At 68.9% G+C, this 11,622-nt stretch carries 9 protein-coding genes; 5 read left to right on the forward strand and 4 right to left on the reverse strand.

The features are described 5' to 3' along the window. Window positions 1-1,317, forward strand: a 1,317-nt coding sequence (locus B141_RS51900; protein WP_237742868.1) for an HNH endonuclease, incomplete at its 5' end; no start/stop codon positions are given. Between the two features lie 815 nt (window positions 1,318-2,132). Here the strand turns inward: B141_RS51900 and ribA are convergent. Together ribA and B141_RS0133375 are read right to left on the reverse strand one after the other, a co-directional pair. Continuing rightward, window positions 2,133-2,747, reverse strand: a complete 615-nt coding sequence (gene ribA / locus B141_RS0133370) for a GTP cyclohydrolase II (protein WP_020579533.1) — start codon at window positions 2,745-2,747, stop codon at window positions 2,133-2,135. Continuing rightward, the gene (locus tag B141_RS0133375; RefSeq protein ID WP_020579534.1) at window positions 2,744-5,371 is read right to left on the reverse strand and encodes a bifunctional FO biosynthesis protein CofGH; all 2,628 of its coding nucleotides are present in this window, start codon (window positions 5,369-5,371) and stop codon (window positions 2,744-2,746) included. Before B141_RS0133375 ends, ribA begins: the two co-directional genes overlap by 4 nt. Window positions 5,372-5,532: 161 nt before the next feature. On the opposite strand from B141_RS0133375, the gene B141_RS0133380 reads away from it, so the two are divergent. Then, on the forward strand, window positions 5,533-7,200 hold the full coding sequence (locus B141_RS0133380; protein WP_020579535.1) for an IS1634 family transposase: 1,668 nt from the start codon (window positions 5,533-5,535) through the stop codon (window positions 7,198-7,200). Here B141_RS0133380 and B141_RS0133385 read toward each other — a convergent pair. Together B141_RS0133385 and B141_RS0133390 are read right to left on the reverse strand one after the other, a co-directional pair. Continuing rightward, the gene (locus B141_RS0133385; protein WP_020579536.1) at window positions 7,186-8,064 is read right to left on the reverse strand and encodes an RNA polymerase sigma-70 factor; all 879 of its coding nucleotides are present in this window, start codon (window positions 8,062-8,064) and stop codon (window positions 7,186-7,188) included. The two genes, B141_RS0133380 and B141_RS0133385, sit on opposite strands and share 15 nt — an antisense overlap. Further along, on the reverse strand, window positions 8,061-9,218 hold the full coding sequence (locus B141_RS0133390) for an NAD(P)/FAD-dependent oxidoreductase (RefSeq protein WP_020579537.1): 1,158 nt from the start codon (window positions 9,216-9,218) through the stop codon (window positions 8,061-8,063). Before B141_RS0133390 ends, B141_RS0133385 begins: the two co-directional genes overlap by 4 nt. 197 nt (window positions 9,219-9,415) lie before the next feature. On the opposite strand from B141_RS0133390, the gene B141_RS0133395 reads away from it, so the two are divergent. The 3 genes from B141_RS0133395 to B141_RS53055 all read left to right on the forward strand — a co-directional run bounded on the left by B141_RS0133395 (window position 9,416) and on the right by B141_RS53055 (window position 11,324). Then, on the forward strand, window positions 9,416-10,870 hold the full coding sequence (locus B141_RS0133395; protein ID WP_020579538.1) for an HNH endonuclease signature motif containing protein: 1,455 nt from the start codon (window positions 9,416-9,418) through the stop codon (window positions 10,868-10,870). Between the two features lie 66 nt (window positions 10,871-10,936). Then, a complete protein-coding gene (locus tag B141_RS51905) occupies window positions 10,937-11,188 on the forward strand; it encodes a hypothetical protein (RefSeq protein WP_237742869.1) in 252 nt (83 codons plus the stop codon). Beyond that, window positions 11,139-11,324, forward strand: coding sequence for a protein kinase family protein (locus B141_RS53055; RefSeq protein ID WP_420313613.1), 186 nt, complete (start codon window positions 11,139-11,141; stop codon window positions 11,322-11,324). Before B141_RS51905 ends, B141_RS53055 begins: the two co-directional genes overlap by 50 nt. Window positions 11,325-11,622: the final 298 nt, after the last annotated feature.

Raw genomic sequence — 11,622 nt, forward strand, 5'->3', positions numbered from 1 at the left:
GGTGACCAGGATGACAAGAGCCCGGTGACGGGAGACTGTCACGCCGGGATCTGCGGGGGCCTGGGGGTGAGATTCCCCCGGGCTACCCGACACCCGGAGGCGGCGAAAGAGCGTCACAAGCGGGCCCGCGAGGACCGCGGCGTGGACGTCTACCCATCACTGGATGGCGTCTCCGATCTGCGGATCCGTGGGATCTCCCACGACGTGGCCGCCCAGATCTGGGGATACCTGGACGCCATCGCCCGCACAATGAAATCCGGCGGCGACGAACGCACCCTGCCTCAGTTGCGGGCCGACATCGCCGCCTCCCTCCTGTCCGGCGAAGCCGACGTGATCATCTGTGACGGCGAGGAAGAGGCCCGCGAAGGCTCCGGCAGTCGTGAACAGACCAGCGCCGATGCTGAGAGTGCCGGAGAGGACTGCGACTGCGAGAACGGCGACGGGAAGAACGGCGACGGGGAGGACGGTGACGATCCCGGCCCTTGTCGAGGGTCCTTTGATGACCTGCTCGACGAGCAGGACCAGGTCAACAACCCTGCCCAAACCGAGGACGCGCGGGATGACTCTGCCGCCGAGCAGGGCGGGTGCCGGCACAGCGGGCGTGACCACGACCGCCACCTCCAGGGCTGCCCGTGCGAGGACTGCAAACCCGCCACCTACACCCACCCGTTGGACCGGCACGGACGTCAGCCCTGCAACGACAGGCCGGCCCGCGAGGAAATCCCGTCCGACAATGACCTTGCGGAGCAGGAGATTCCGGCGGCGTTCCGGTCCTGGAGGGCTGCGGTCAAGGCGAAGCTCCAGCTGAATGTGCCGTTCCCGACGCTGATGGAGTGGGCGAAGCGGCCAGCCGAACTGGGCGGGTTCGGTCCGATCTTCACCGAAGTGGCGAGACGGCTACTTGCCAACCACCTCGACAACCCTGACGCCATGTTCGCGGTCGGGGTCACCCATCCGGTGACGGGCCAGTTGTTGAGTCTGCATCCGATGGCGCAACGTTTCTTACGCGGTCTTCCGGCGGAGTTCGTTCAGTCGTTGAACCAGCGCTGCACCTGGATGCTCTGTAGGCGCCCAGCCATCAGCTGCGACCTCGACCACACCAAACCCTACGCTCAAGGCGGCGAAACCTCAGTCAACAACGTGGCACCACTATGCCGCCGCCACCACCGCGTCAAAACCGAAGGCCACTGGAAAGTCGAACAAACCAGACCAGGCCACCTCACCTACACCGACCCCCACAGCCGGCAGTACACGGTGACCCCACCACGCCTCACCGACCCCGTAGAACCCGCTGACCCCGACCCGCCGCCCTTCTAACCAGCGCGGGACGACGCGGGACAACCAGCCAAACCGGCAGGCTCGACAACCCTTACAGAGAAGGGGTCTCGAGCCTGCCGGCACGCCGGTCGGCGGCCAACCCGTCGAGGCCGGCCTCAGGGCGTCACGTGAGGCCACGTCCGTACGGGTGGCTTCGAAGACCCGAACATCCGCGGCCCCTCGGCGGTGATGTCCCAGCTGTACATCAGCCCATCGACAACCCGCATCGCCGTTTCAGCCTGGAAGCGAGTTCGGAGTAGAGAGGCGTTCACAGACGGCCCAGCGCGGTTAGGCCGTGTCTCGAAAACTCGCCGCACTTCGTGATGATCTTCGCGTGGGGCGGGGAGATCTGAGGAAATTCCGCGAGCCGCGATGAGTCCTGCGGCGTCCGGCGGTCGTACTGTCGAACCCGTTACCGAAGAGGACTTCTGAAGAGCAGCGTGACCTATTCGATGGCCGTGTCGCTGGACGGCTACATCGTCGGGCCGGACGGCGGCTTCGACTGGGGGCCCCTGACGAGGAGGTCTTCCGCCTCGCCACTGACGAGATCCGAGAGGTCGGCGTCCACCTGCTGGGGCGACGGCTCTACGAGACGATGCTGTATTGGGAGACCGTCGAGCAGAATCCCTCGCTCGACTTCTCGACGCTCGAGTTCGCCGCGCTCTGGAAGCCGCTTCCGAAGGTGGTGTAGTCGGCGGTGGCATTCCGTTCTTTCCCCAGCGCGAGCGCCGGGTGGATCTCGAACTCGTCGAGACCCGCACCTTCAGCTCAAGAGTCGTCTACCTCCGCTACCGCGTGGCCCGCTAGGCCGTGCCTTAGGCGTCCAGGGCCGGGGCGGGGAGGAGGTGGCCGAGGCGTTCCCGTTTGCTGTGCAGGTAGCGGGCGTTCTCGGCGTTCGCCGGGGTGAGCAGTGGTTGGCATCCGTTGACGGTCAGGCCGCCGCGCCGCAGGCCTTCGGCCTTGGCCGGATTGTTGGTGAGCAGGCGCACGTCGCGGATCCCCAGGTCGGTGAGTATCGCCGCGCCGTCGGAGTAGTCGCGGGCGTCGATCGGCAGGCCGAGCGCGAGGTTGGCGTCCACCGTGTCGTGCCCAGAATCCTGCAGTGCGTAGGCGGCAAGCTTGCTCAGCAGCCCGATACCGCGCCCCTCGTGCCCGCGGAGATAGACCACGACGCCCCGGCCCTCGGCGACGACAGCGCGCATCGCAGCCTGGAGCTGGGGGCCGCAGTCGCAGCGCAGTGAACCCAGCACGTCGCCGGTCAGGCATTCCGAATGCAGTCGTACGAGTAGGTCGCGGGTCGTTTTCGCTGGCGTGAGGTCGCCGTGGACCAGTGCGAGGTGTTCGGTGCCGGCCGCGGACCGGTAGCCGTACGCCGTGAACTCGCCGTACGCCGTCGGCAGCCGGGTCCGCGCGACCCGCTCGACCGTCATCCGATGACCGGAAGGGGCCGGCGGACGGCGGCGCACACGCCGTCGCTCGCCTCGGCGGCGGCGATCCGCTCGGGGTCGGGCGTGCCGTAGGTCGTGGTGCGCTGGCGCAGCGGCCGGCCGGTCGGAGCCACCAGCGCTCGCAGGTCGCTGATCGTCTTGTAGGAGCCGTGGTCGGCGCCGGCCATCCGGCTGATCGTCTCCTCCATCAGCGTGCCGCCGACGTCGTTGACGCCACCGTCAAGCACCGATTGACACAGCTCCGGGCCGAGTTTCACCCACGAGCACTGGATGTTGTCGATCAGCCCGTGCAGCAGGAGGCGGGCGAGCGCGTGCACGGCGCGGTTCTCCCGGGCCGTTGGGCCCGGCCGGGCAAGGCCCGCGAGGTAGATCGGCGCGCTGGTGTGGACGAATGGCAGCAGGACGAACTCCGTGAAGCCAGGGCGGCCGTTCTTTTCCAGGGCCTCGTGCTGCAGCCGCGCGATCAGCTTGAGGTGCCCGACCCAGTGAGCGGGGGAGTCGACGTGGCCGTACATCATCGTCGAGGTGGTCGGCATGCCGAGTGCGTGCGCGGTGCTGATCACCTCGATCCAGCTCGCGGTCGGCAGTTTGCCCTTGGTGAGGGTCCAGCGGACGTCGTCGTCGAGGATCTCGGCGGCGGTGCCGGGTAGCGAGTCGACACCGGCCTCCTTCGCCCGGGTGAGCCACTCGCGGACCGGGAGGTTGGTGCGGGAAACGCCGTTGATGACCTCCATCGGGCTGAACGCGTGCAGGTGGATGCCGGGCTGGCGGCGCTTGACCTCGGCCGCGAGATCGAAGTACGCCGTACCCGGTAGGTCGGGGTGGATCCCACCCTGCATACAGATCTCGGTCGCGCCGGCCTCCCATGCCTCGTCGACCCGGTCGCCCACCTGGCTGAGCGAGAGCGTGTAGGCGTCCGCGTCGGTGCGCCGCTGGGCGAACGCACAGAACCGGCAGCCGGTGTAGCAGACGTTGGTGAAGTTGATGTTGCGGGTCACGACGAACGTCACGTCGTCGCCAACCACGTCTTGACGCAGCCCGTCCGCCAAGCGGGCAAGGGCTTCCAGGTCCGCTCCGTCGGCGTGCAGGAGAGCCAACGCGTCCTCGTCAGACAGGCCGGCGGGATCGCGTTCGGCTCGCCGCAAGGCGTCCTTGACGTCGGTGTCCATGCGGGCGGGCGACGCGGCGACCTGGGCGGCCAGCTCGTCCCAGTCGCCGTAGACGGAGTCGAAGTCGCCGCGGCGGTCCTCCGTGCGACCTTCGGTGTCGACGGTGACGTGGAGGTCGGTACGCCCAGAACCCGTCACGGTCGGCCAGCCGCCGTCAGGTTCCTGCCAGGGAAGGCCTTCGGGGATGACGCCGGTACGCGCGAGGCCCGTCTCGGAATCGGTCAGGGCTTCGACGTGCCGGCGCAGTCGGGGATCGAGCCAGGGTTCGCCGGCCCGGACGTACTCCGGATAGATCGTCAGGCGTTCACGTAGCTCGAACCCCGCCGCTGCCGTCCGGTTGCTGAGCTCCTCGATCTGCGGCCAGGCACGTTCCGGGTTGACGTGGTCAGGGGTGAGCGGCGAAACCCCACCCCAGTCGTCGATTCCGGCCCGCAGCATCAGGGCGTACTCGTCGTCGATCAGGTTGGGTGGTGCCTGGATCCGTACCTTCGGACCGAGGACCAGCCGGGCGACGGCGATCGTGGCGGCCAACTCGGACAGGTCCGCGTCGGGGGTGGCCCGCATCTTGGTGTCCGGCTTGGCCCGGAAGTTCTGCACGATCACTTCCTGGATACCGGCGTACGTCCGCGCCACCTTGCGGATCGCGAACAACGACTCGGCCCGCTCGTGGTACGTCTCGCCGATCCCGATCAGGATGCCGGTCGTGAACGGCACCGCGCTGCGGCCGGCGTCCTCGAGAACCCGCAGCCGGACCTCAGGATCCTTGTCCGGCGAGCCGTAGTGGGGGCCGCCGCGCTCGGTGAAGAGCCGCCGGGCCGTGGTCTCCAGCATCATCCCCATGGACGGGGCGACGGGCTTGAGTCGCTGCAGATCCCGCCAGGACAGCACGCCGGGATTGAGATGCGGGAGCAGTCCGGTCTCCTCGAGCACGCGGATCGCCATCGCGCGGACGTACGACAGCGTGTCGTCGTACCCCGCCTCGTCGAGCCAGTCGCGGGCCGCTTTCCACCGGTCCTCCGGGCGGTCGCCGAGGGTGAACAGCGCCTCCTTGCAGCCCATCGCCGCACCCTGGCGGGCGATGTCGAGCACCTCGTCGGGGCTGAGGTACGGCGCGTGGACGCGTCCCGGCACGGTGACGAACGTGCAATAGCCGCAGCGGTCCCGGCAAAGGCGGGTCAGCGGGATGAACACCTTGCGGCTGTACGTGATGACGCCCGGCCGACCGGCCGCGACCAGCCCGGCGTCGCGGATGTGGGAGGCGTACTCCGACAGGGTGTCGAGGTCGGCGCCGCGGGCGTGCAGCAGCACGGTGGCCTCGTCGACGTTCAGGGTCTTCCCGTCGCGAGCCCGGGCGAGGGCCCGGCGCATCGCGGAGGCGGTGGGTCGCTCGTCCGGGGGAGGCGATGCGGCGACGGGGTTCGACAGCTCGATGTCCACCTCGCGAACGCTAGGCCGGCCGGTGGTCCGCGAACCAGGGCGGCATTCGGTGGGCCAGCGCGGCAAGGTCGGATTGACACCTGTCCGGATGCCATCGGTGCTGGTCAGGCGGCCCGTGCGAGCTTGGCGAAATTGGCGCGCGGGGTGTATTACCTAAACCTGTGGCATCGGTGGTGGGCAAGACGATCAACGGGCGGACCTACTACTACCTCGTGGAGTCGGCCCGGGTCGGCGGCAAGCCCCGCATAGCCTCCCAGCGCTACCTCGGCAGCGCCGACCAGATCGCGGCCGCCGTGCTCGGCGCGGACGGGTTCGGCGCGGCCGGGTCCGGAACGCCGGCACCGCGCGGCACCCGTCACCTGTCGTTCGGTGACGTGGCCGCGGTGTGGGGAGTCCTCGAGCAGCTGGGTTTCGCCCGACTCGTGGACGGGGTGGTGGGCGTCCGGCGTTCTACGATCTCGCCCGGCACCTACCTCGCGCTGGCCGTGCTCCACCGGGTCGTGGTCGGGCCCGCGTCAGATCTTGACCTCCAGGCCTGGTGGCCGACGACCGCGGCCGAACGTTTCGTCCGCCCGCGCCTCTCACCGGCGGCCCTCGACCACCGCCGCTTCTGGCGGGCCATGGATCGCATCGGCGTCGACGACCTTCGGCAGGTCGAGGCCGGGCTCCTGCCCGGGGTGCTGCGCGAGTCCGGCCCGGACGGCCGCGTCCTGATGGTCGACATTGCCGACTTCGCGACGTACGTCGACAACGCCGACACCCGGCTCGCCGGGCTCGGCCTCGCCGTCACGCTCGACGGCGCGGTCCCGCTGGTGTCCTACCCCTACCAGCTTTTGCGGCCCGGGAGTACGCCGTTCACCACCGTCGCCAGCCAACTCGCCGACCGGCACGGGCAGCTGGCGGGCGCGGGGGCGGGAGCGGGGCCCGTCACCGTCGTGGTCGACGCGGGTCAGAGCGCCCAGGTCGACTTTGGTACGCGGATGGGGCTGCACTTCGTCGGCTCCCTACCGCTTGGCGACCACCCCGACCTGGCGGCTCGGCCGGCCACCCGGCGGCGCACCGTCGACCACGTCCGCTTCCCCGGCGTCACCGCGCTGGACACCCGCGCCCGGGTGGCGGGCACCGACCGGCGGGTGATCCTCGTGCACTCGAGCACGATGCGCGCGGCGCAGGCCCGCGGACTCGCGCGGGACCTCGGCAACGCCACTCGTCGGCTCGACGAACTCGCGTCCGCCCTCCGTCGAGGCACCCTGGGGCAGCCGCGCGACCGGGTGGCCGCGGAGATCGCGCGGATCACGCGGTTCCGTTGGGTCGATCGGGTCCTGTCGACCAGCCTGACCGGCACAGAGCCCGGCGATCTGCGGTTGCGCTGGAGCGTCGACGAGGCGGCACAGGCCCGGCTCGCGCACGACGTTTTCGGCAAGCAGTTGCTGGTCACCGACCACGACGACTGGTCGGTCGCTGAGGTGTTGACGGCGTACCGCGCGCGATACCGCCTGGAGTCGACGCTGCGGCAGATCCTTGCCCCGGTCGTCACCGCGCCGTCGGCGACCTGGCGATGGAACGACCAGCGGATCGCCGTACACACCTTCATCTGTGTCCTCGCCACCACCGTGGCCCACCTGATGCGGCGCACCGCGCAGGAGGCCGGCCTGGACCTGTCGGTGCGGGAGCTTTTCGACCTGTTGGCCGGCATCGAGGAGACGCGGCTGCGATATCCGTCCACCGGCGGCCGGCCCAGGACGCGGCAGCTCCTCGCCGAGCGGGACGAAATCCAGGAGCGGTTGTTCGAGGTGTTCGGTCTCCAGGCGTACTCACCCAAGGGCTGAGTGAGCCAGCTTGTCGGGATTGGCGATCAGCCGGATCGTCTCGATCAGGCCGCTCGCGGGTGCCAGGTCGAGGATGAAGACCGCGTACGTCACATCGCCGATCCGGAGCACCGCCGCCGGCCCGCCGTTCGCCTCAACGAGGTCGACCTCGGTGCCGGCCGGGATGGCGGAGGCACGTGCCGCCAGGAACCTCGCCACCTTGTCGGCCCCGTAGATGGGCCGTCGTGGTGCCGTCACCTTTCCGCCACCGTCGGCCCAGAACGTCACGTCTGGTGCGAGCACCGCGAGGAGTTCGGCCAGGTCACCGCCCATGGCGGCGGACAGGAAACGTTCGGTCGCCTGGCGGCGTACCGCCCGGTCCGTCGCGTACCGAGGTTGCCGGGCATGGACGTGTGCGCGCGCCCGATGCGCGACCTGCCGGATCGCGGGCTCCGATCGGTCGAGGGCGTCGGCGATCTCGGCGTGGCTGAAGGCGAACACCTCGCGGAGCACGAAGACCGCGCGCTCGAGCGGTGAGAGCGTCTCCAGCACCACCAGCATCGCCATCGACACCGAGTCGGCGCGGGTCACGTCGTCCGCCACATCCGGAGCGGTCAGGAGGGGTTCGGGCAGCCAGGGACCGACGTACGTCTGCCGCCTTCTCTGGGCGTGCCGCAGGTGATCGACGGCGGCGCGGGTCGTGAGCCGGGTGAGGTACGCCCGGGGGCTGGTCACCTCGCCGGGATCCACGCGACTCCAGCGCAGCCAGGCCTCCTGCACGACATCCTCGGCGTCGGTGACGCTGCCCAGCAGTTGATAGGCCAGGGACTGCAGCAGGCCACGATGCCGCTCGAACACCTCGTCAGCGTCGGCTCCGGTGGTCATCGTCCTCCTTCCGTCGTGAGCCGGTCGCGGCGGAGGTAGGGACCGGGGTGGGCGAACAACCACATCACGGAGCCGAGGACGGTCTCCTTGTAGCGCACCGCGAGCCGGCCGGTCAGCACCCGCCCCGGCGTCTCGTCAGCGTGCATGAACTGAATCAGCGCGTCCCGGCGGCCAAGGCTCACGCACTCGTGCACGTAGCGGAAGCGAAAAGGCTTCGGGCTCCGCTCCGCCAGCCGGTCGGCGATCGCGTCGGCGACGTAGGGACCCAAGGTGCCGCCGGTGCGGCAACCGTACGCCAGCTCAGCACCCCACGCCCCGCACGCCGCGGCGGCGTCCCCGATCACGGAGACCTCGGGGTGCGAGACCGAACGCAGCGTCTCGTCCACGACCGCCCGGCCGTTCGGTCGGACCTCTAGTCCTGCTTGGCGGGCCAACGTGGGTACGCCAAAACCGCCGGCCCACAGGCACACGTCGAACGACAGGCTCCGACCGCCGTCCAGCCGCAGCACCTCCCGCTCGACCGCGCTGATCGCGGCGCCGGAGTGGACCGTGACGCCGAGCCGATCGAACACCTTCCGCAGGTGCCGGCGGGCCCGGTCCCGCATCCACACACCCGGCTCGGTCCGGGACACCAGGTGGACGTCGAGAGTGGGGAAGGCCTCGGCGACTTCGGTGGCGGCCTCGATGCCGGTGAGTCCCCCGCCGCACACGGCGACCACGCCGCCACGCCGTCGCGCACGCTGGGCGATGAGGTCATGGAACCTGAGGGCGGACTCGGGTGTGTCCAGCACATGGGCGTGCTCGGCGACTCCGGGGACAGCGGAGACGTCGACGTTGCTGCCGAGGGCGTAGACAAGGCTGTCGTACGCGATCTTCGGTTCGGAGTTCAGCCGCACCTTCCTCGCGGCAAGGTCGATCCCCGTCACCCGGTCGATGACCAGGCTGGTGCCCTCGCCATTGAAGAAATCCGCCAACGGCCGGCTGGGCACTCGGCGCCCGGCGGCCAGTTGGTGAAGCCGTGGCCGCTCGACGAACTGCGGGGAGGCGTTCACCAGTGTGATCTGCGCGGCCTTGGGTGACAGTCGTTTCACGAGTCTGGTGGCCGCCGTCAGACCCGCGTAGCCCGCGCCCAGGACCGCGATCCTCTGCACCATGATCGTCCTCTCATCTCCTCTGTCGGTTCACACCTAAGGCGGAACGACCTCCTCGGAACGTGACATCGCGGCTGGCGAGGTGTTCTGGTCCTGCGTCGGCCGAAGCCCTGAGGTCGCGTTGTTGATGAGCGGAAACGCCTTGGAAACAAAGCTTCTTGGCCTCGGTTAGCTGATCGTTTCAGGATAGAGTCGCATGCATGTTCGATCACGGGGATGTTGATGTGTCGGCGTTGGCTGAGGCCGCGCCGGGTCCTGAGCTTGCCGCCACGCTGGCGGCTATCGATCTGACAGCTGTGAATGGTTGCGCGCGGGTCGTGGTGATGCGGGCGTGGCAGCGTCAGGTGTCGTGGGCGTCGTGCCGCATGTATGAGGCGATGTCGTTTGTGGCGCGGTCGCCGATGGGTGGCGAGGACGCGCCGCCGGAGCTTCTTGATGCGTGTTCCGAGTTCGCTTCGGTTGAGGTCGGTGCCGCCCTGACGTTGGCGCCGGGTTCGGCTGATCGTGAGCTGTGTTTGGCGCTTGACCTGACCGCCCGCCTGCCTGGTACGCGTGCTGCTCTGGAGGCGGGTCGGATTGATGTGGCCAAGGCGCGGGAGATCGCTTCCGAAACCAGCTGCCTGTCCGACGAGCTTGCCCGCCAGGCCGAGGAGTGGATCCTGTCGAAGGCGCCGGACCTGACCAGGCAGCAGATCGAGCGCCGGTTGAAGGGGAAGGTGGTGGCGCTGGATCCGGTGGGTGCCGAAGAACGCCGGAAGGCAGCGAAACGCGAACGCCGCATCAAGTTCAGCGCCGGCGTGAACGGGGTCGCCAGCATCTTCGGCTACGACCTACCGCTGGAGAGAGTCGTCCAAGCGAAGGCGTTCATCAAGGAGATGAGTGAGCATCTCAAGGCCGGTGGGGATGACCGCTACCTCGACGAAATCGAAGTCGACGTCTTCCTCGACCTCCTCTGCGGCCGGCATCTGGACACGGGCGGTATGGCAGTCAAGGTTGAACTCGTCGCCCCGCTCGACACCTGGCTCAACGCCGCCACCAGGGCCGCAAACACCGCCGACTCCAGTCCGAAGCGAACCGAGCGCGAGGAGGACACCGCTGGGGCCGAACCCGCTGACCTGAAGGACTTCGGGCCCATCTCCGAAGAGGTGCTCGCCGACATCATCAAAGCCGCCGAAGCGGGGTTTGAGTACTGCTGGACCGTCACCGAAGACGGTGTCGTCGTCTACCACAACCGCAGTGCTTACCGGCCGACGAGGAAACAGCGGGAGTTCGTGCAGGCGAGAGACCGGACCTGCCGCCACCCCGGCTGCGAACGGCCAGCGGAGAAGTGCGAAGCGGACCACACCTTCGAACACCGCAACGGCGGAACCACCTGCGCCTGCAACCTCACCATGCTGTGCAAACGCCACCACCGGGCCAAGCATGAGGGCGGCTGGTGGTGGACCCAACCCGAACCTGGCTACTTCAAGACCCAAAGCCCGCTTGGGCATACGTACGACGTGAATCCCGATCCCCTGCCAGGCAGCGGGATTCCACGGCAGGCCGACCCGGAGGCGAGACGACAACGAGAGACCGTCGCCGCCCACCACGCCGCGCCAACGACGTACACCCCGACTGCCCCTATCCCGGACGAAGAGATCGCCCCACCGTTCTGAGCCTGATCGGTCGTTGGCATCCTGAACAGCCCTCGTATCGACGGCAACAGGGAGTGGGCACTGTAGATGGGCAACGTCGAGATCGATGAGAGCGTGGTGCGATCCCTGCTGCGGGAGCAGCATCCGGACCTTGCCGGCTTGAGCCTTCGCCAGGTGGCTGCCGGCTGGGACAACCAACTATGGCGTCTCGGTGAGGAGTTGGCCGTCCGCTTGCCGCGCACCGCGCGCCCCGGCTCTTCTACAGAAGGAGCAAAGGTGGCTGCCCGTCCTGGCCCCGCGCCTCCCGCTCCCGGTGCCGACCCCCGTGCGGACCGGTGAACCAACCGCAGTCTTCCCGAGGCCGTGGCTCGTTGCGGCCCGGGTTCCCGGCCAACCCGGCGATCGCGCCTCGATCAGCCGCGATCACCACGCGGCCAACAGCCTGGCGGGATTCCTCAGGGCGCTTCTTTGGTGAACTGTGCGCCGGCGATCCGGCAACAGATCTCGCGGCCGCGTGGCTACTCCTTCCCGCCGACGCGGCTTCCCGATTCTTCGATACATACGCACACGTGGATGAGGCAATGATCCGGCGCGCCCGAGGATGGGCCGTCCTGCGCAGCCTTTCCCTCATAGGGATCGGTCAGGCCTGGGAGCGTGAACTTCCTGGCGGCCAACCGACCTGGGGACGCGCGGGTCAGGCGGCGCTTGAGCGTGTCCTGGCGAGCTCGGAACGCGGCTGACTACCAACCGCGCGCGACATCGCCGGTCGATTA

This window comes from Actinopolymorpha alba DSM 45243 (genome assembly GCF_000373925.1).
GTDB lineage: Bacteria > Actinomycetota > Actinomycetes > Propionibacteriales > Actinopolymorphaceae > Actinopolymorpha > Actinopolymorpha alba.

What these genes read in the sequence shown, in the direction of transcription:
- B141_RS0133395 (WP_020579538.1), top strand. Translation starts at nt 9,416, where the DNA reads ATGTTCGATCACGGGGATGTTGATGTGTCGGCGTTGGCTGAGGCCGCG.
- B141_RS0133390 (WP_020579537.1), bottom strand. Translation starts at nt 9,218, where the DNA reads ATGGTGCAGAGGATCGCGGTCCTGGGCGCGGGCTACGCGGGTCTGACG.
- ribA (WP_020579533.1), bottom strand. Translation starts at nt 2,747, where the DNA reads ATGACGGTCGAGCGGGTCGCGCGGACCCGGCTGCCGACGGCGTACGGC.
- B141_RS0133385 (WP_020579536.1), bottom strand. Translation starts at nt 8,064, where the DNA reads ATGACCACCGGAGCCGACGCTGACGAGGTGTTCGAGCGGCATCGTGGC.
- B141_RS51905 (WP_237742869.1), top strand. Translation starts at nt 10,937, where the DNA reads ATGGGCAACGTCGAGATCGATGAGAGCGTGGTGCGATCCCTGCTGCGG.